Genomic DNA, 19,219 nt, shown 5'->3' with positions numbered 1-19,219 from the left:
CCGTCTGTCAGGAGATGGCTTTGTCCATAATTTGAGCTATGCTTTCTGTTTTGTCTGCTGTTTCTATTTCTTTTAATATTTCTACGTTTTTAAAAAGATCCATTAATTTAGTGAGCAGTTCTACTTGTTTTTTGGGATCCTTTACTGCCAGCAGGAAAACGACTCTGACATCGAGTTTACGCTCAGGATCGATCATGCTGCGGAATTTTACAGGATTTTTCAGGCAGCCCACCGCTATAGCCGGCATGTTGACATGTATAGGATCAGTATGCGGTATGGCCACACATGTATCCCCTATATTCAATCCTGTGGGAAGTGATTCTTCTCTGTGCAGCACGGCATCGATATAACTTTGCTTTACATAGTTCTTCTTTTTCATTAAACTGCCGAGTTCTTTTATGACTTCCTTGTCGGTCACAGAATCCAAATTGATTTTTATTAAATCCACATCCATTTTTTCATATTGCTCCTTTATTTATAAATACGGCGTCAAAACATACTGCTGAATTCATGCAAAAATATGTCATATGATTTATTTTTCAGCATTGACTCAACGCCATTTTTAGATCTTATATAATCATTCAGCTTGAGGAAGATTGTTTCCCACAATTTGTTGTCGCCTTTTTTTATACTTAACAAAAACACCACTTGAACAAGAAAATTCCCCCATTGTATAGGTTTGTTGAGAATCAGGACCGATATGAAAGAAACTTCCATATCGTTATATATAGGATGCGGAACGGCGACCATATTTCCTATGGCAGTGGAAGATATGTCCTCTCTTTCATAGACAGAGGCTCTTGTCTTTTCACTCATTAATCCTTTTTGGATGGCATTTTCGGTCAAGAAACCGATACAATCTTCTTTACTGGCAAATTCTCTATCCGTAAAAAAATTCTGCGGCTTTAAAAATTCCTGCAAGTATGCTTTATTTATGCTTGTGTTATCGAAAACAATTTTTTCTATTTTCGCAATGTCGTCATCCTGCAATATGTTGTTTATGGTGATTATCTTAGGGGATTTTATATTGTCTATTGGTACCGTAGTAAATATATAATCTACCTTTTTTAAAATTTCTGTGGTAATGCTGTAGGTGGGCATGACTTCCAATATATCCAAACGGTTTTGAAAATGCTCTTTTATTTTTGCTTTTAACAGGACTGCTATACTCAGCCCTGCCGCGCAGGCTATGATGATTTTTTTGGCAGAGCAGATCTTTTCATTTATTCCTTTTCTGCTTAACGCCGCCCCAAAGTGCAGAGCAATGTAGCCAATTTCATTTTCATTCACATCTATTTTATTTAAATTTTTGACTACTTTACTGGCTATAACGCCCATTTGAAATGCCAAGGGGTAATCATTTTTTATTGTTTCCAAGAGTTCATTGCGTATATTCATATGAAACTGGATGCGATTTATAGCTATGTTCAAATGAAGGACAAGACCGTCTATTAAATATTCATCATCAATAAAATCAATGAGGAGTTCTTGCTTGATTTTTTCCAATACAGCATATACAATTTTTTTTGCTTCCAGGTTTTCTCCGGAGGTAGCTGTGTTGAAAAATTTCTTGCTTGCCAAAAGACATTGCGTGATGTAATAAACTTCGCTATAAGCAACATCTATTGCCAGTACGGCGTATAAATATTCTAAAATATCCTTTGCGACATTATATTCAAAGGTCTGATCAATTTTTTTCACTGTACTGATCGGATAAGAAATGCTTTTTCCGCATTGGGCTCGTGTAATTGCTATTGCCACGTGGATACACAGGCTTGTCTTGTCTGTGTCGGGAATCTGCATTTCTCTTTCTCTCAAGACCTTGCTTATCACTTCATCAATAGAGATCATATCTGTTTCTGCAAATATTTTTTCAGCGAAGCAATCGCTTTTGTCAATATAGTCAAATATGCAGTTTCTTACCTGATTTTCATCTCCGTCTATTTGGATGCCATCTTTTTTGTAATGCATTATTTTTATATTGTATTTGCTTAAGATTTGTTTGCATTCAATAAAATTTGATTTTAATGAGGACAGGCTTATATACATTTCATCTGCCAGATATGTTTGCGTCACGGTCGTATCGGTGTAACTGTTGGTCAGCAGCCGGCATACAATATAATCAGCCGGTTCATGGCTGCATTTTATATTTACTGCATTCCGGCCCAAAGTATCGTTGATAAACTTATCAGCAAAAAAAGCTTGTTCGCACACCATCATATATCCTTTACGCGGCGCAGAATTTATGAAAATTGGATATCCTTGTATCATTTTCTCCAGTATCTTCATATCAGAGCGTATAGTTCTTGAAGATACACCTAATTGACCGGAAATTACTTCTCCGCTGACACCGTCAGGATATGCTCGCAGTATTTCGAATACTTTTCTCAACCTTTTTTGCTTATCCATTTTTTCTCTCCTTTATGAACCAATTCTAACAAATGGACATGGTTTTACATAGTTTAAGTTTTTTCCTTATAACACCTAAAATATTTAACAAAAATTCTTTATTAAATAAATTTTCCGCAAAACAAAATTCATTGCGGAAAATTTGCCAAAAAAAAACCTATGCAAATTTTGCATAAGCTTTTTTATAAACGCTATAATTATTTTACTTATTTCTCAGACAATCTCAAATATAAATCCATTATCTCCATAGCGAATATTTTACTCATTTCCGCATTCATCATTATGTCTTCGGCATGTACAAGCAGCAGGTCAATATCTGTTTTCCCGCCATCAGCTTCAGATTGCAGCATCTGTGTATGAACATCATGAGCCTGATTGAAATATTCATCAGATTCGTTGATTTTTTCGACAGCCTTTTCAAATTCTTTCTGTTTTGCCAGCTGGATACTCTGCAAATAGCCTGTTTTGGCACTATTGGCCATTTTTACGATTTCAAGGCATACGTTTTCATTATCCACAGTCTTTTTCTGTTTCAAAAAAACTCCTCCCAACAAATGATTTATGTGCCATTTTCCCGGCGGTAATGTTTCTGTGAGCCATATAAACATTTTACACTTAAAAAAAGCACCTGACTTTTATTGTATAACTTCGCCTTGAAGATTCTTTACTCCTTTGTTTTTATTCGTGGACAAAAAATAAATTGACGGATAAATTTAATATTGGTCAATCAGTTCAGCTGTTTTCAGCTATTTCTTCCAGATATGCCCAACGGGCAAGCAATTTATCCAATTTATCTTTCAAGCCGTCCAACTGTATATTCAGTTCTCTTATTTGCGCATAATCAGCCGCATTTGCCTGCATTTGTTTTTCTACAGCCTTTAATTCGATCTCTGTCTGTGCGATAATATTTTCGATCTGTTCATATTCGCATTTTTCTTTATAAGTGAATTTTTTTTGGACTAAAACGGGCTTCTCTTTCTTCACGAAGGCAGTTTTGTTTTCCGGCTCAAGTTTCATTTCTTTTTTTTCGTCTTCCTGCAGTTTTATTCTTGAGTAATAAGAATATCCACCTGCATATTGCCGTAAAGAACCATCTTCTTCATATGCGAAAACTTTATCAGCAAGTCGGTCAACAAAAAAACGGTCATGGGAGACGAAAATTATCGCTCCATTGAATTTATCGATAAATGATTCTAAAATGGCCATAGTCTGCAGATCAAGATCATTTGTCGGCTCATCCAGCAACAGCACATTGGGTGCTGTCATCAATATGCGCAGCAGATACAGCCTCCTCTTTTCTCCGCCTGACAGTCGGGCGATAGGCGTCCACTGCAAATTCCCGTCAAATAAGAATAATTCCATAAGCTGAGATGCAGTTATACGTGTGTTGTCTATAAGCGTGATATAATTAGCGGCTTGTTTTATATATTCTATGGCACGCAGATCTTCGTCCATTTCAGTATTTTTTTGGGTAAAATAACCTATTTTTACAGTTTGTCCGATTTTTATACTGCCGGTTTGAGGAGTGAGTTTTCCGGAAATAAGATTAAGCAGAGTGGATTTGCCGGAACCATTTGGACCTAAAATTCCGACTCGGTCACTACGCAGTATTGTGTATGAGAAATTCTTCAGTATTATATTGCCATTTCTTTGGTAAGAAATATTGTCTAATTCGATGATTTTTCTCCCCAGACGGCTGGTTCCCAGAGCAATTTGAACTTTATCGTTCTGAGAAACAGTTTCCTGGGCATTGACTTGTTCAAAATGCTGAAGCCGTGCTTTTTGCTTGGTCGATCTGGCCTGCGCACCACGGCGTATCCATTTCAATTCATTGCGCAGGAAATTCTGTCTTTTTTGCTCAGAAGCATTTTCCCGTTCTGTCCGTGCGATTTTTTGTTCCAGAAAATCACTGTAGTTTCCCGTGTAGATATATGCGCTGCCTCTGTCAAGCTCCAGTATCTTAGAAACAGACGAATCAAGAAAATAACGATCATGAGTAATCAATATAACTGCACATTTCAGCCCCGATAAATAGGTTTCAAGCCATTCGATAGTTTCCATGTCGAGATGATTGGTAGGTTCGTCCAATAACAGCAGATCACATGGCTGTATTAACGCAGCTGCCAGCGCAAGGCGTTTTTGCTGACCACCCGAAAGTTCACCTGCTTTTTTAGAAAAATCAGTGATGCCGAGCTTGGTGAGAATGGCTTTGGCATCGCTTTCAAGCTGCCAGCCGTCAAGTTCATCAATCTTTTCTGAGAAACGCACTAATTTTTGCTGCGTTTCTTCAGATGTGCTTTCCGGGGCGCAAAGAGTCATTTCATATTCACGGAGAGCCTTCATTATATCCTGAGAACCATGAAAAGCTTCCGTAAGAACGGTGTTTTCCAAATTGAGATTTTTGTCTTGATCTAGATATTCTATACGGATGTTTTTCATGGTGATGAAATTTCCGCTGTCTGTCTGCACAAGTTTGGCAATAGTACGCATGAGCGTGGATTTCCCTGTTCCGTTTATTCCTACTATGCCGATTTTGTCTCCCGTGTCCACAGAGAAACTGACATTTTCAAATAATATTTTTTCTCCGTAGCTTTTTGCCAAATTTTCCGCTGTTAAAATCATAATTAATCATCCTGCTATCTTTTTTCTTAATTATAGCATATTTCTTTTCGGTTCATGACATGAGAAGTGGGCACCGGGATGTTATGGGGATATATCGTTTATTTAACAACAAAAGCAATAAAAAAAACCGTCAGAAAAATATCGCTGACGGTTTGCTGCTTCATGATCATCCGGCTGAACAAAAAAAGACTCCGCAGGAGCGAAGTCATGAATTACTGGTGGGGTTAACAGAATTCGAATCTGTGACCTTTACGATGTCAACGTAACACTCTAACCAACTGAGCTATAACCCCGTTAATAATTGTTGCCCTAATAATATATTATAAATTTGTTTGTTTGTCAATCTTTTGTTTTGTCAGCATATCTGCTACAATTTGAGCAGTACAAATCAGATTTTTGTACTGCTCAAATTGTAGCTTGAAAATATAAATGAAGAAGGGATCCTTGTGGATATCACTAAAATACGTCCGGCATGGGTGGAGGTAGATCTTGATATACTTGCGAACAACATGCGGGAAATCCGCCGTCTGACAGATAAGAATGCGGAAATAACCGCTGTTATTAAAGCCAATGCTTACGGACATGGTTCTTGTGCGGTAGCAGAGCTGCTGCTGCAAAACGGTGCTGATCGTTTTGCTGTAGCGGAACTCGATGAAGCAATCGAGCTGCGTCGTGCCGATATTACTGCACCTATTCTCGTATTGGGGCCGCTGTTTGCCGAACAGGCCCGCCCCGCTGTCCTTTATGGGATAGATGTACCTATATTTGATTATAATACAGCGAAAGCCTTTTCCGATGAGGCGGTACGGCAGCGGCGTGATGTGCGTTTACATATAAAAATAGACAGCGGAATGGGGCGGATAGGTTATCGTCCTGCCGAGGAGAGCATTGCCGAAATAAAAAAAATCAGTAAACTGCCTAATGTTGTCATGGAAGGTATTTTTACTCATTTTGCTACGGCCGACTGTACTGATAAAAGTTTCGCGAGAGAACAATATAAGCGTTTCAGTTATGTATGCGCGCGGCTTGAAGAGGAAAAGGTAACTGTCCGCACACATCATTGTGCCAACAGCGCCGCAATTTTGGATCTGCCTGAATACCATTGGGATATGGTCCGGGCCGGTGTAATTCTTTATGGACTGGCTCCATCAGGCGAAGTGGATATTGCAGGGACGGCGCTGAAACCGGCAATGGCTTTTAAGTGCAGGATAACGCACATAAAAAAACTGCAAAAAGGTGATAGTGTAAGTTATGGACGTAAATTTATAGCTGACAGGGAATGCACTATTGCCACATTGCCTGTGGGCTATGCCGACGGATATACACGTATGCTTTCCGGTAAAGCACAGGTGCTGATAGGGGGGCAGCGGGCAAGCGTAGTGGGGAACATATGCATGGATCAGTGCATGGTTGATATCAGCCAAATCCAAAATGTGAAAAAAGGCGATGAAGCGGTGCTTTTCGGTTCACAGGGAAGCAGTGCCATTTCCGCTGATGAACTTGCCCGGAAACTGGGTACCATCAACTATGAAATAGTATGCATGATGGCCCGCCGCCTGCCGCGTGTGTATGTTCAAAACGGCATAGCTTCTTTCTACAGAAACTATTTATATTGAAAGAAAATAAAATTATTCTGCTTAGATCTTTTTTCTTCTTTTGTACAGCTAATTGATTTTCTCTTTATTCTCGGATAAATGTTTTATATAAAAACAGGACCGGCAGAAGGGAAACATATACTTTTACAGGCTGAAAGCTTTCAGAAATGATACATATGATAGTGCCGCTTATGTATTACTTTTACTAATGCAATACTTTTATGTATGAAAAGTCAGTATAAATTTCTCTCCTTGACAAAAAAAACAAAGCTTTATATCATGTATTATAGCTTTTGTTCTTTAATGAAATAATAATGTGTTTTATATAGGAGGAATAATGTTACTGTCATCATCCTATCGCAGGACCGGATGGTTTCTTTCCATGCTTCTTCATTTTATCTTGTTTTTGCTTTTGATCTTTACTGGATTTTTCTCCCGCATCTATGATCCACAGCAAAATGATATTGCCAACGTTGTTTATGTTGCTGACAGCAACAGCGGTTCAGAAGGGGAGTCAGGGAGTGCTTCGGACCAAACGGCACCGGCGGTGAGTGATATTGTACTCACCGGTGAGGACAGTGAACGCTTGAATTACAAAACATCGCCGTTGCAGAATGGTGGCTTCAAGTATGATACTGCCGAGTATAAAGAGAAGGGTTCAAGTCAGGCTGCACCGAAAGGGCAGTCGGGAAGCGGTACTGACGATAGTAATAGATCATCAGGCTCTGCTGTCACAAAAAATGGTGGCAGCGGCGGTGTGGGCGGCAGTAGCGGCAATAACGCTGGAAGCACATCTGACAGCGCAGATGAAGATGCTGATGCGCTTGTTGCCGTTATACCGCCGTCTGCGTTAAATGCTCCTTATCCGTCGTATCCGGGCAGCATGAGATCATCCGGTGCAGAAGGATCTGTCAGAGTGCTTTTTTCGATAGATGCCGGAGGCAATATTGAAGATGTGTCTGTAGATGCGCCTTCAGGACAGGCTGCTTTTGATCAGGCGGCGTTGTCCGCAGCGCGTCAGTGGACCTTTTCTCCGGCCCGCAATGCCCACGGGAGGGCGGTACGCTGTACCATTAAACAAAATTTTCATTTCAATCTTTATGATTAATAAAACCCAGTGTTCATCTGGCAGTAATTAGGAGGAGCTTCTATGGATTTCGTCGCACAAGGTCTGGAGTATTTTCATAAGGGCGGTTTTGTAATGTATATTTTGCTCTTATGCTCTGTTTTTGTTGTTTCTATAGGTATAGAACGTGCTCTTTATTTCTCTAAGGCAGATTCGGGGCGTAAATTTACCGAAAAATTTTATCATCTTATGTCCAACGGAAAAACAGACGAAGCAAAAACTCTTACCGCTCAGACTAAAGGAGATCTTGCACTGCTGTTGCATCTTGGTATGGATAAAATGCGTAAAGGCATAAGTCCTGTGCACTTTTTTGAAATACAATCCGGCATTGCATTATCTAAATTGCGCGCCCGTCTTTATTATCTCAGCGTGATTGTAACGATGGCACCACTACTCGGTCTTTTGGGCACGATCAGCGGCATGATATCCTCTTTCAGTGTCTTTAATCTGCAGGAAGGCCAGGCCAGCACGATAACAGGCGGTGTGGGAGAAGCTCTTATTGCCACTGCCATGGGATTATGCGTTGCGATCGCGGCACTTGCCATACACGCTTATTTTATGCAGCGAATAGATAATATAGTGACTGATATGGAGCAGACTTTTTCCCTGATAGAAAGCAGCGACAGCAGAGGTGATACTAATGCGTCTGCGTGACCGCCGTTCTTTTCAAAAACCGGAAGTAATGATTATTCCGATGATAGATATCATGTTTTTTCTCCTTGTATTTTTTATGCTCAGCACCTTATATATGGTAAACATTAAAACAATTCCCGTAAATATGCCTAAAACACAAAATGCCCAAATGCAGGCACGGGTTAATTATCTGGTATCCATGCGCAGAGATGGTACCTTGTATCTGGAAGATAAGGCGATTGACGAAGGGACACTGCTGACTCAGGCACAGGCAGAAAACAAAAGAAATCCAAATTTTGCAGTCGTTATACGTGCTGATAAAGATATCGACTATGCGCAGCTGATGTCATTTCTGGATAAACTGAAGGGTGCGGGGATAACACGGTTCGGCCTTGCTTCTGATGATAAAAAATAATAACTGCGAAAAGGACCTGCCGCTGATGGTAGATTCCGGCTCGAAGACAAAAGCACCTGTATCTATGTAGCAGGTGCTTTTGCTATAATTATCCAGAAAAATTTTTCCCATCAAAAACAATAATGGCATTTTCCTCATAATAAGTCTGTTTATTTGATATTGTTAGAAACAACGATCTTCATAGCCTTGACTAATTGCCTCGCGCTCTGATAACCTGGGTTACGCTACTGTCAGCTCGAAAATCTTAAAAATATCGATTTCTAAAATCCCCTTAAAATATAAGTTTCCTCCGGTGACTGTGCCGTTGATTCCAGCGGTCGATACACCGGTTTACCAGTAATAAGGTGGTATTGTTCTATGCAATCGCCACAAGCATAGATATCAGGCATATTCGTTTGCATCTGCGGATTACTCGAATTTAAACTCAAGGTTACTTGAATTGGCATTGCTTTTCACCTCCTGACTTAAATCATTTGCGGATATTTTCAATTGATGCCTCTTGCAGCCAGGGGATCGCAACAAGATTACCACTGCTGATTTCACTTACTTTCTCCATCCACTGTTTTTCCGTATTGGCACGTGTCACCAGCATCGGATTCTCCGTTTTTGTCATAGAAAGACATTGATTGACCACCCACCATTTGTTTTGGATGCCCGCTCGCAATAAATCATCACGCAATCTTGCCGCTTCAAAGACCGGCGTTGCCTCCGGCAGTGTAACAATAATGACTTCCGTCTGCTGTGCATCACGAAGTCTCGGCAAAAGACGCTGCACCGAAATCGGCGTTTCGCCTTTCGTTCTCTGTACTTCCTTATGATAACTCTGCGTTGAATCTAATAATAAAAGTGTGTGGCCCGTGGGAGCGGTATCAATTACCACGACTTCATTTTCTGCTTTATCGACAATCTCTGCAAACGCTCTAAATATCGCAATTTCCTGCGTACAGGGTGATCTTAAATCCTCTTCAATATAAGCAATATCCTCATCCGTCATGGTTTCGCGCGCTTTACGCAATACTTCATCTTGGTAGTTCTGTAGTTCCTGCGCCTCATCAATGTGGCTGAGTGTGATATTTTCTTTTCCCGCAATGATATAGCGTAGATGATCAGCTGGATCGGTTGAGGTTAAATGTACCTTTGCCCCTTTTTCGGCAAGAGCTAAAGCAAGCACGGCAGCCATCGCTGTTTTGCCAACGCCTCCCTTGCCCATCGTGAAGATAACTTTTTTCCCCGTTCTGTGCAAATCTTCAATTAACGTATCTATGGAAAGATACTCTTCTGCTTTTATCTTTGAGGCAATCTTTTCATATGCATCACTCTGAAAAAAGGCCCGAATCTTATCCAGCCCTAAAATATTATAGGAGCGCAGCGGCAGAGAAAAGGTTCTAAGTTGTTTCAGACCATGCGGTATATTTTCCATGGCTGCACGCTGTTTATTCAGGATTTTTTGCGAAACATCGTCCGAAGCTTCCCCTAAGACACCATTGATAAGTAAAAGCTGATTGCATATTCCCAGTTCACGCAATTCAATACTGGAACGCTCTGCTTCCAGAAGTGGTGTTTTTTCTGGCCGTGAAACTAAAAGCAGCGTTGTTTTCGTTGAATCGGACAAATTGCTGACTGCATCCTTATACATGCCTTTTTTCTCTTCAAGACCTGCCAATTGCCCTAAACAAGAAGCCCCGTGTGTACTTTCACTGATAAAATCACTCCAGGCCGAAGGAAGTTGCAGCATGCGCAGCGTATGCCCGGTCGGTGCTGTATCAAAGATGATATGATCATACTGACTGGCAGCTGCCTTATCCGTGATGAAATGTGAAAATTGGTCAAATGCAGCAATCTCGACGGTACAGGACCCGGAAAGCTGTTCCTCCATATTAATAAGAACGCTTTCCGGCAATTTTCCCCGATAAGGCCCAATGACTGACTCCCTGTATGCTCTTGCTGCTTCCTCTGGATTCAGATTGGCAACAAGAAGTTCCGGAACACCGTCAATCGCAACGCCCTTGCCGTCAAGCTCGGTATGAAAAACATCCTGCAGATTGGATGCCGGATCGGTACTGACCAAAAGAACCTTTTTGCCCTGATCCGCTAAATTCACAGCAACAGCACAGGCCGTAGAGGTTTTTCCGACACCACCTTTACCGGTGAAAAACAAATACTTCGTGAGATTTATTTTGTCTAATGCAAATGGTTCGTATATAAGATTTATCATATCAGCAACACCCATCAGAATCACAGCAGCATCCGCCTGTCTTTTCTGGCTGCTTTGTCTCAACTTCTACCCCAAGCCATGCAGATAATTCCTTATTTGTAGGATATTCCTTCGTTTTAGCAATCTCACCATCAATAAGCGTTACCGGCAAAACGTTGGCTCCTTCTTTTTGAAGAATGTCATTGATTACCTTGTTCTCAACAAAATCCTGCGGTTCGCCAGACAGACCATGCCTCTTGATAAATATGTCTTTTTCTTTTAATGAATTAATTACCGTTGCCATCCGCAGAAGCTCCGAATCAATCGACGGACCACATACACCGGTAGGACAACACATCGCCGGATCAAAAATTTCCATTTTTTTCATTTAGAATCTCTCCTCTACATTTTCATCACAATAACTGTTTTTTTGCTCTAGCCATTTATTTAAATTTTCCAAATCGCCCTGATATAATTTCATACCTCTCAAATTGTCATAAACCAGACTGTCAATGAAATTCAAATGTTTACCTTTTTGCATAGTGTAATATGACCATTGTGCTTGCCTTCTATCTTTTACCAGTCCGGCATTTTTCATGTAAATCAAATGTCTGGATGCTTTTGCCTGCGTAATCTGTAAAGTTTCCATAACATCGCAAACGCATAATTCCCGCTCATATAATAGATTTAGTATTCTTAGCCGAGTTTCATCCGACAGCGCTTTTAAAACCTCTACCAGCTTTTCCACGTATGCATCTTCCTCTCATAATCGTATAATTGCTTAAACAATTATACGATTATGTTACCATTATTAATGTAAAAATACAAGCTGAACAACTAATTTATTTTCCGTTTACAAAACATGTATCAAAAAATCCACCCCCATATGATTTCAACATACGGGGGTGGATTTAGGAATTGTCTACACTCTGGAACCTGCCGCTGACGGCAGGTCCTTTTCGCAGTTATGTGGTTTTGGGATAGAAATAATTTATTTGATATTTGCTAAAACGGCTTCTGTCATTCCGGCGGTATCGACTTTTTTAGAACCGGCACTGAAAAGGTCGGCTGTCCGGTACCCATCTGACAAAGTTTTTTTGACGGCACTTTCTATATCGTCAGCTGCGGCTGATGCGTCGAGTGAATAACGCAAAAGTAATGCCGCTGATAAGATGGTCCCTAATGGATTGGCGATGCCCTTACCCGCAATGTCAGGCGCTGATCCGTGGATAGGTTCATAAAGACTGGTCTTCTCACCGATACTTGCTGACGGCATAAGACCGATGGAGCCTCCTAAAACGGCAGCTTCATCGCTTAAAATGTCGCCGAACAGATTCCCGGTGACGATAACGTCGAAGCGCGTAGGCTTTATAGCCAGCTGCATTGCACAATTGTCGACATACATATGATCCAGCTTTACTTCAGGATATTTTTCCGCTACTTTAGCGGCTGTTTTTCGCCAAAGACGTGAAGTGGCTAAAACATTGGATTTATCAACGGAAGTTACGCTGCCTTTGCGTTTTAAAGCAGCTTGCATGGCAAGTTCAACGATTCTTTCCACTTCAGGAATACTGTAATTTTCTAAATCCCATGCTCTTATTGTGCCGTTATATTCTTCCCGTTCGCATTTGTCGCCAAAATAAATGCCGCCGATAAGCTCTCTGACGATCAGAACATCTGTGCCGCGGACAATATCAGGCCGCAGCGGTGAATAATCAATGAGTTCATCCATCGTCTGCACCGGCCTGAGGTTAGCGTATAACCCCAGTCCCTTTCTGAGACCGAGAATAGCTCTTTCCGGCCTCAGCTGAGGTTCGACATTATCCCATTTGTCGCCGCCGACTGCGCCGAAAAGTACTGCATCCGCGGCTTTAGCTGCGTTCAGCGTATCATCCGGCAGTGGAACCCCAAATTTATCATAGGCGGTACCGCCTGCATCATAAAAGGAAAAGGTCAGATCAATCCCGTATTTTTTGTCTATTTTTTTTAAAACGTCAACGGCAGCGTCGGTTATTTCTTTACCTATCCCGTCTCCCGGTATAACGACAATATTTTTAGGCATTTATCTTTTTCTCCTTGATGTAGTTAATAAGTCCGCCCGCTTTTGCTATATCCTCAACAAAACCCGGCAGAGGCCGTGCATGAAAAATATCTCCCGTCGTGAGGTTTTTGATTTCTCCTGTGGAAGTATCTGCACTAAGCCGGTCACCTGCGCTTATTTTTTCTACATCATCGCCTATTTCCAACAGCGGCAGGCCTATATTGATGCCATTGCGGTAAAAGATACGCGCAAAACTTGCCGCTATTACTACGGGTATTCCGCTCGCTTTTATGGCGACGGGAGCATGTTCGCGTGAAGAGCCGCAGCCAAAATTTCTGCCACCCACCATAATGTCTCCCGCTTTTACGTTTTGGGCAAAACTTTCGTCTATATCCACCATGCAATGCGATGCCAGTTCCTGAGGATCAAATGAAATCAGATAACGTGCCGGTATTATTACATCTGTATCTATATTATCGCCGTACCGCCATACTTTCCCTGTTAATGCCATATTCATCGAACCTTTCTCTTATATATATAAACCCCGTTTTTTTAGTTATCCTGCCGATCGGCTATTACTGATATTTCAGCGCAGATCTTCGGGCTGAGCTATTTTTCCCAATATGGCACTTGCGGCAGCGACCTGTGGGCCGGCCAGATAGACTTCGCTGTCTACGTGTCCCATTCTGCCCCGGAAATTGCGGTTCGTTGTTGAAACGCAGCGTTCGCCGGAGGCAAGGATGCCCATATGTGCGCCGAGACATGGTCCGCATGTAGGTGTGCTGACGGATGCGCCCGCGTCGATAAAAATATCTATATAGCCGCTTTTGACAGCTTCCTTATATACCTGCTGACTGCCCGGAATAACGATGCATCGTACATCTTTATGCACCGTGTGTCCTTTCATTACCTGTGCGGCAATCCGCATATCCTCAATACGTCCGTTTGTACAGGAGCCGATAACGACCTGATCTATTTTTATATCGTCTATTTCAGCCACTTTTTTTGTATTGCCGGGCAGATGAGGAAAAGCGACAACGGGTACAAGGTCATTTAAATTTATTTTTACTGTATCGCAATATTTTGCATCTGCATCAGCTTCAACTATGGTATACGGTTTTTTTACTCTGTCTTTGATATATTCCATTGTCAGTTCGTCAACGGGGAATATCCCATTTTTGCCGCCGGCTTCTATAGCCATATTGGCAATGGTAAAACGATCATCCATGGAAAGGGAATGCACTCCTTCACCGGAAAATTCCAATGTTTTGTATAGGGCTCCGTCCACGCCGATCATACCGATCAAAGTGAGCATTACGTCCTTGCCGGTTATATCGGCAGGTTTATCGCCTGTCAATTCGACCTTTATTGCCTCAGGAACTTTGAACCATGCTTCTCCCGTGGCAAGTGCCACAGCCAGATCCGTCGTTCCCACTCCTGTGGAGAAACCGCCAAGAGCACCATATGTGCAGGTATGTGAGTCGGCACCGATTGTGAGCATACCCGGTGCGACAATACCTTTTTCCGGCAGAATAACATGTTCGATTCCGCCTCTGCCTACTTCAAAATAATTTATGATATTATATTTATTGGCAAAATCACGCACTGCCTTGGAAAGACCGGCTGATTTGATATCCTTATTTGGTGTGAAGTGATCCGGTACAAGAGCAATTTTGGTATTATCAAAAACGGGTCCGCCTATTTTTTCAAATTCTTTGAAAGAGGGTGGCGCGGTAACATCATTCGCCAGAACCATATCAAGTTTACATGTCACCAATTGTCCGGCGGATGCTTCTTTCAATCCTGCATGCGCGGCAAGAATTTTTTCCGTCATATTCATTCCCATAAATATTCCTCCAATTATTTCTGCAATATTCTATTGTCCTCACCAATATATTTTCTGTTTCATATTTTATGAAAATCATCAAAAGATATAATTTTACCAATACTTTTCGCCAGAGTATTTTTTGTAAAAATGTAAACAAGCCTGTATGCTATGATAGTACATTGATAATCGTTTTGTCAAGATTGCATGCTGCATTAATAGCAGCGAATGTAACTTTTTCCTTATATTTCTAGGCCATTATTTTCAGATAATCAGCAATATAGAAAGCCATCATTAAATTAAAGCATGTAACGGCATCGCCGAGATCGCATTCGAGTATTCTGCGCACCTTCGCCATACGATAATTTATTGTGTTTCTATGAGTAAAGGCAATATCGGCAGTTATTTTCAAGCTATTATTATGGAAAAGATATATGTGAAGTGTGTCGTATAATTGGGAGTGATGTTTTTTATCATATTCAAGAAGCGAAGCGAGCAGCGAGTCATGTATTTTTTTCAGCAATTCTTTGTCCGAGGCAGCGAAAAGCAGTCTATAAGCTCCGAGTTCATCAAAAAAAGCTGTCCTTTTCTGCAGGACAGTTTCAGGTACGGCAGCAGCCATTGCCGCTTCGCGAAAAGCATTATAAATTTTGAGAACATCTTCATAATATGAGCTGATGCCGCAATGAGCTTTGTCCTGAGTGACGGATTTATCATAGAGAGCAATATTTTGTGTTATTATTTTTTGCAGTTCGTTCTTTTCCACTGAAAAGATTACCATTATAAGCATATTTTTTTGCCAAAAAATAATGTAATCCAATTTCATTTGATTTAACATATTCTTAGTTTGCAGGAGAAGCGAGATCTTTATTCTTTTAGCCAGGGCAGTATTTTCAAAATTGAATACAGACATATAAAAAGGTTTTCCCAGTAAATCATGCAGTTCAAATTCTTTTTCGCAGCGTTTGACTTTTTCTGGTTCAAAAACAGCCATGCGGACAAGTTCAGTTATATCATTTTCTTCCTGAGTAGCCAAAAATAATCTGTTCAAATAATCCTGCATAATATCAGCAAGATGTATACGCCATGGCATTATAAATAGAGGAAAATTATTTTTATTGCACATATTGATTATTTTTTCGTCAAGTTCCTGCGGTTGAATATATTTTCCTGTATTGATAATAAGGCCTGCCGCTCTTCTCGCTATAAGTTCTTCGATAAAGCTGCCCACCCATGTTTTATCATTGCTGCAAAGTCCCGTTGTGATGATCAATTCACTGCCTCTTAGAAAATTAGAGGTGGCTATATCCTCTGTATATTGTACCCACACTATTTCACTGTCCAGTCCCAAATAACCTGCAAGCAGCTTCAGTTGATAGACTTCAGCCGTTTCATCAAAAAGTTTTTTTAATTGAATGGACATTTTTATCCTCCGTTTTTATTTACATGATACAGTAAAATCATTTGTGCGTAAAGTACAAATGATCGGCGAAAAATTAGTTTCTCATACCGTTGCACAGCCCTTGTCTCTGGACTACTATATAGGTATATCAAACATGTAACTGTACGGCAATGAAGCCTGTTTATCCGCAGTTAAGCTGACCGGATAATAGTGTGCTTTGATGCGTGCAGTTTTTTACTATGCTGGTTTTTCAAGGAGGGTACGTCTATGTTGAAAGATGCAATGCCTGAAATAATTACAAATTGTTTGCCGGGCCCAAAATCGGCGCAGGTTATAAAGAGAAGAAATGAAGCTGTTCCGAGTGCTATACGCTGCGGTTATCCCGTGGTTATAAAACAAGGCGCAGGTGCTGTTATTGAAGATCTTGACGGTAATCGGTTTTTGGATTTCATTGGCGGTGTGGGTGTTCTGAATATCGGTTTTAGCCATCCTGAAGTGGTGGAAGCTGTGAAGGCGCAGGCCGATAAATATTTTCATGGTATGTTCAATGTTGTCACGCATGAAGGCTATGTGAAGCTGGCAGAAACTATCAACGCCCTTGCTCCTGTCAAAGGCGATAAAAAACGTACATTTTTTGCGAACAGCGGCGCAGAAGCAGACGAAAATGCTGTAAAGATTGCCAAGGCATTTACAAAACGCCCCAATATCATTGTTTTTTCGGGTGCATTTCATGGGCGGACACTTCTGACTATGTCTATGACAGCAAAAAAAGCTTATGCCAAAGGGATGGGGCCTTTTCCGGACGGAGTGTATCGCGCCGAATTTCCCTATACATACCGCAGACCGGAAGGTATGCCGGAGGAAAAAGCGATAGGCTATTACATAGAAAAGCTTTACGAAACATTCAATGACTGTTCTGATCCAGAGCATGTGGCAGCAATTGTTGTTGAACCGCTGCAGGGCGAAGGTGGTTTTATACCGGCACCGCTGGAATGGGTAAAGGCTGTCCGCAAAATTTGTGATGCACATGGGATTTTGTTGATAGCGGATGAAGTGCAATGCGGTTTTTGCCGTACAGGACGTATGTTTGCCACAGAATATTGGCAGGATGCCGGCGTGCAGCCGGATATCATAACAATGGCAAAATCTATCGCGGGCGGTGTGCCGCTCAGCGGAATCACGGCGCGTGACGAAATAATGCAGTCCGTACCCGGAGGAGTTATTGGCGGTACCTACTGCGGTAATCCGCTGGCATGTGCGGCAGCTTTGAAGGTCATAGAAATAATGCAGCGCGATAAACTTGCCGAACGCTCCGTCGAAATAGGAAAAAAAGTCATGGCACGTTACCGTGACTGGATGGAAAAGTATGACATCATCGGTGATGCACGCGGTATGGGCGGCATGATCGGTATCGAATTTGTCAAGGACAGAACGACAAAAGAACCAGATGCGCAGCTTGTGGGCCAGCTTATAGCTGAAGCCGCACAACATGGGCTGTTATTGGAAAATGCCGGCATTCATGGAAATGTTATTCGTTTTCTTGCTCCGCTGGTAATAAGTGACCGGCAGCTGGATGCGGGGCTTGATATATTCGAATCAGCTATAAAAAAATGCACGGGAAGTAAAATAACCAGTCAGGCTTGTTAGAGGCTGTTTGAACTATAATGATTGAAAATAATTATCCGATGCTTATTTCATTGATATGAGAAACAAGCATCGGATAAATTCTTTGGAGCGAAAATGAATAATTTTTTTATCAGGCCCAAAATTACTGTCTGTACTTCCGCAGAAGAATTTTGCCTTTCTTATAATATAGGCAGCGGAGATCTTGTTTTTGTGAGTGAAGGTACCCGCCGACGAAACTTTGCCAACGCTTTTGCAGGTGCATTGGTAGTAGACTACAGAAAATATGTCGTTGGTGAACCAACTGACATAATGATCGAAGACATCAGCAGGATCATAGGCAGTCAAAAAATCAGCAGGATTTTTGCCATAGGGGGCGGTACGATTCTTGACGCCGCCAAACTTTTTGCGTTAAAGCAAAATATTCCTGTGGACAAATTATTTAATGGGGAAATATTGCCGCAAAAGGATAAAAAACTTTTTCTCATACCTACCACCTGCGGTACAGGCAGCGAAGTGACTGACATATCGATTTTGGAACTAACTAAAAATAAGACGAAACTGGGTCTTGCCAATGAAGCGCTTTTTGCCGATGAAGCGATTCTTATTCCTGAGCTGCTGCAAAATCTTCCGTACAAATTTTTCGCTGCCAGTTCCATGGACGCGCTCATTCATGCGGTAGAATCTTATACTTCACCTAAAGCCACCGAATTTACACGTATTTTTTCTGCTGCGGCTATAGAGAAAATAATATCGGGCTACAAATTAATTACCTCTGAGGGTAAAAAAGTGATCCCATCGCTGCTCAGGGATTTTCTCACGGCCAGCACTTACGCCGGGATTGCTTTTGGCAATGCCGGCTGCGCTGCGGTACATGCGCTTTCTTACCCGTTGGGGGCGGCGCGGCACGTACCGCACGGCGAGGCAAACTACGCGTTTTTTATTGAAGTATATAAGACTTATGCCAGTATTCGTCAGGATGGTTCCTTTGAGCTTTTAAAACAATTTTTGGCAAAACTGCTTGCCTGTACGCCGAATAATGTTTTGGCGGAGCTGGAAACATTGCTGGAAAATATCATCCAACGAAAAACTTTGCATGAATACGGTGTAATAGAAGAAGAGCTGCCGCGTTATACTGGTATTGTCATGGAAAAGCAGGGACGTCTTATGTCTAATAATTATGTGCCGCTCAATAGGGATAAAGTATTGGGTATCTATCAAAAACTTTTTTAAAAGTATGTCTATTTTAATTTGCAACGTGTTTTTCAGAAAATTTTTTCTTATACCAAAGCTGACTGTATGTTTTCGTGCAGTCAGCTTTTTGGTATAAGAAA

At 41.3% G+C, this 19,219-nt stretch carries 18 protein-coding genes and 1 tRNA gene; 6 read left to right on the top strand and 13 right to left on the bottom strand.

Annotation, left to right across the window (positions count from 1 at the left end; all coding sequences use genetic code 11):
- Positions 1 to 7: 7 nt before the first annotated feature.
- The 5 genes from NXG61_RS02560 to NXG61_RS02540 all read right to left on the bottom strand — a co-directional run bounded on the left by NXG61_RS02560 (position 8) and on the right by NXG61_RS02540 (position 5,324).
- Entirely contained in the window at positions 8 to 454 is a 447-nt protein-coding gene (locus NXG61_RS02560) for a PTS sugar transporter subunit IIA (protein ID WP_196604363.1), read from the bottom strand.
- A 35-nt stretch (positions 455 to 489) separates the two neighbouring features.
- On the bottom strand, positions 490 to 2,409 hold the full coding sequence (locus NXG61_RS02555; RefSeq protein ID WP_307223654.1) for a BglG family transcription antiterminator: 1,920 nt from the start codon (positions 2,407 to 2,409) through the stop codon (positions 490 to 492).
- Positions 2,410 to 2,615: 206 nt separating this feature from the next.
- Positions 2,616 to 2,945, bottom strand: coding sequence for a PTS lactose/cellobiose transporter subunit IIA (locus NXG61_RS02550; RefSeq protein WP_196604365.1), 330 nt, complete (start codon positions 2,943 to 2,945; stop codon positions 2,616 to 2,618).
- Between the two features lie 196 nt (positions 2,946 to 3,141).
- A complete protein-coding gene (locus NXG61_RS02545) occupies positions 3,142 to 5,031 on the bottom strand; it encodes an ABC-F family ATP-binding cassette domain-containing protein (RefSeq protein WP_231038537.1) in 1,890 nt (629 codons plus the stop codon).
- A gap of 216 nt (positions 5,032 to 5,247) precedes the next feature.
- Positions 5,248 to 5,324: transfer RNA gene (locus NXG61_RS02540), tRNA-Val, on the bottom strand.
- A gap of 153 nt (positions 5,325 to 5,477) precedes the next feature.
- Between NXG61_RS02540 and alr the strand changes: the two genes are divergently transcribed.
- The 4 genes from alr to NXG61_RS02520 all read left to right on the top strand — a co-directional run bounded on the left by alr (position 5,478) and on the right by NXG61_RS02520 (position 8,800).
- Positions 5,478 to 6,647, top strand: a complete 1,170-nt coding sequence (alr, locus tag NXG61_RS02535; protein ID WP_307223657.1) for an alanine racemase — start codon at positions 5,478 to 5,480, stop codon at positions 6,645 to 6,647.
- A gap of 316 nt (positions 6,648 to 6,963) precedes the next feature.
- Positions 6,964 to 7,734 carry an energy transducer TonB gene (locus NXG61_RS02530; protein WP_307223658.1) on the top strand — a complete coding sequence of 257 codons (771 nt, stop codon included), beginning with the start codon at positions 6,964 to 6,966 and terminating at the stop codon, positions 7,732 to 7,734.
- 42 nt (positions 7,735 to 7,776) lie between these two features.
- Positions 7,777 to 8,406 (top strand): MotA/TolQ/ExbB proton channel family protein, encoded by a 630-nt coding sequence (locus NXG61_RS02525; protein WP_196604367.1) that lies wholly within the window; start codon positions 7,777 to 7,779, stop codon positions 8,404 to 8,406.
- The gene (locus tag NXG61_RS02520; protein WP_196604368.1) at positions 8,393 to 8,800 is read left to right on the top strand and encodes an ExbD/TolR family protein; all 408 of its coding nucleotides are present in this window, start codon (positions 8,393 to 8,395) and stop codon (positions 8,798 to 8,800) included. Before NXG61_RS02525 ends, NXG61_RS02520 begins: the two co-directional genes overlap by 14 nt.
- A 260-nt stretch (positions 8,801 to 9,060) precedes the next feature.
- Here the strand turns inward: NXG61_RS02520 and NXG61_RS02515 are convergent, their stop codons facing one another.
- The 8 genes from NXG61_RS02515 to NXG61_RS02480 all read right to left on the bottom strand — a co-directional run bounded on the left by NXG61_RS02515 (position 9,061) and on the right by NXG61_RS02480 (position 16,283).
- Positions 9,061 to 9,246: a hypothetical protein gene (locus tag NXG61_RS02515; RefSeq protein WP_307223661.1), complete on the bottom strand. Its 186-nt coding sequence runs from the start codon at positions 9,244 to 9,246 to the stop codon at positions 9,061 to 9,063.
- A gap of 23 nt (positions 9,247 to 9,269) precedes the next feature.
- On the bottom strand, positions 9,270 to 11,003 hold the full coding sequence (gene arsA / locus NXG61_RS02510; RefSeq protein ID WP_307223705.1) for an arsenical pump-driving ATPase: 1,734 nt from the start codon (positions 11,001 to 11,003) through the stop codon (positions 9,270 to 9,272).
- A 13-nt stretch (positions 11,004 to 11,016) separates the two neighbouring features.
- A complete protein-coding gene (arsD, locus tag NXG61_RS02505) occupies positions 11,017 to 11,382 on the bottom strand; it encodes an arsenite efflux transporter metallochaperone ArsD (protein ID WP_307223663.1) in 366 nt (121 codons plus the stop codon).
- Positions 11,383 to 11,742, bottom strand: coding sequence for an ArsR/SmtB family transcription factor (locus NXG61_RS02500; RefSeq protein WP_307223664.1), 360 nt, complete (start codon positions 11,740 to 11,742; stop codon positions 11,383 to 11,385).
- Positions 11,743 to 11,985: 243 nt separating this feature from the next.
- A complete protein-coding gene (leuB, locus tag NXG61_RS02495) occupies positions 11,986 to 13,056 on the bottom strand; it encodes a 3-isopropylmalate dehydrogenase (protein WP_196604372.1) in 1,071 nt (356 codons plus the stop codon).
- Entirely contained in the window at positions 13,049 to 13,546 is a 498-nt protein-coding gene (locus NXG61_RS02490) for a 3-isopropylmalate dehydratase small subunit (protein WP_196604498.1), read from the bottom strand. Before NXG61_RS02490 ends, leuB begins: the two co-directional genes overlap by 8 nt.
- 75 nt (positions 13,547 to 13,621) lie before the next feature.
- Positions 13,622 to 14,881, bottom strand: coding sequence for a 3-isopropylmalate dehydratase large subunit (gene leuC, locus NXG61_RS02485; protein WP_307223666.1), 1,260 nt, complete (start codon positions 14,879 to 14,881; stop codon positions 13,622 to 13,624).
- A 229-nt stretch (positions 14,882 to 15,110) separates the two neighbouring features.
- Complete coding sequence (locus NXG61_RS02480) at positions 15,111 to 16,283, bottom strand: PucR family transcriptional regulator (protein WP_196604374.1); 1,173 nt, start codon at positions 16,281 to 16,283, stop codon at positions 15,111 to 15,113.
- A 246-nt stretch (positions 16,284 to 16,529) separates the two neighbouring features.
- Here NXG61_RS02480 and gabT point away from each other — a divergent pair, with 246 nt between their 5' ends.
- Both gabT and NXG61_RS02470 read left to right on the top strand, forming a co-directional pair.
- Positions 16,530 to 17,909, top strand: coding sequence for a 4-aminobutyrate--2-oxoglutarate transaminase (gabT, locus tag NXG61_RS02475; protein WP_307223668.1), 1,380 nt, complete (start codon positions 16,530 to 16,532; stop codon positions 17,907 to 17,909).
- 93 nt (positions 17,910 to 18,002) lie between these two features.
- Positions 18,003 to 19,118, top strand: coding sequence for a 4-hydroxybutyrate dehydrogenase (locus tag NXG61_RS02470; RefSeq protein ID WP_307223669.1), 1,116 nt, complete (start codon positions 18,003 to 18,005; stop codon positions 19,116 to 19,118).
- Positions 19,119 to 19,219: the final 101 nt, after the last annotated feature.

It is taken from the genome of Pectinatus haikarae (assembly GCF_050916305.1).
GTDB classification, from domain to species: domain Bacteria; phylum Bacillota; class Negativicutes; order Selenomonadales; family Selenomonadaceae; genus Pectinatus; species Pectinatus haikarae.
This window is presented reverse-complemented; position numbering and strand designations above follow the sequence as displayed.

Excerpts from the sequence above, each read along its gene's own strand:
- NXG61_RS02560 (WP_196604363.1), bottom strand. The coding sequence starts at position 454 with ATGGATGTGGATTTAATAAAAATCAATTTGGATTCTGTGACCGACAAG.
- NXG61_RS02555 (WP_307223654.1), bottom strand. The coding sequence starts at position 2,409 with ATGGATAAGCAAAAAAGGTTGAGAAAAGTATTCGAAATACTGCGAGCA.
- NXG61_RS02545 (WP_231038537.1), bottom strand. The coding sequence starts at position 5,031 with ATGATTTTAACAGCGGAAAATTTGGCAAAAAGCTACGGAGAAAAAATA.
- NXG61_RS02530 (WP_307223658.1), top strand. The coding sequence starts at position 6,964 with ATGTTACTGTCATCATCCTATCGCAGGACCGGATGGTTTCTTTCCATG.
- NXG61_RS02525 (WP_196604367.1), top strand. The coding sequence starts at position 7,777 with ATGGATTTCGTCGCACAAGGTCTGGAGTATTTTCATAAGGGCGGTTTT.
- NXG61_RS02520 (WP_196604368.1), top strand. The coding sequence starts at position 8,393 with ATGCGTCTGCGTGACCGCCGTTCTTTTCAAAAACCGGAAGTAATGATT.
- NXG61_RS02515 (WP_307223661.1), bottom strand. The coding sequence starts at position 9,246 with ATGCCAATTCAAGTAACCTTGAGTTTAAATTCGAGTAATCCGCAGATG.
- arsD (WP_307223663.1), bottom strand. The coding sequence starts at position 11,382 with ATGAAAAAAATGGAAATTTTTGATCCGGCGATGTGTTGTCCTACCGGT.
- leuB (WP_196604372.1), bottom strand. The coding sequence starts at position 13,056 with ATGCCTAAAAATATTGTCGTTATACCGGGAGACGGGATAGGTAAAGAA.
- NXG61_RS02490 (WP_196604498.1), bottom strand. The coding sequence starts at position 13,546 with ATGGCATTAACAGGGAAAGTATGGCGGTACGGCGATAATATAGATACA.
- leuC (WP_307223666.1), bottom strand. The coding sequence starts at position 14,881 with ATGGGAATGAATATGACGGAAAAAATTCTTGCCGCGCATGCAGGATTG.
- NXG61_RS02480 (WP_196604374.1), bottom strand. The coding sequence starts at position 16,283 with ATGTCCATTCAATTAAAAAAACTTTTTGATGAAACGGCTGAAGTCTAT.
- gabT (WP_307223668.1), top strand. The coding sequence starts at position 16,530 with ATGTTGAAAGATGCAATGCCTGAAATAATTACAAATTGTTTGCCGGGC.
- NXG61_RS02470 (WP_307223669.1), top strand. The coding sequence starts at position 18,003 with ATGAATAATTTTTTTATCAGGCCCAAAATTACTGTCTGTACTTCCGCA.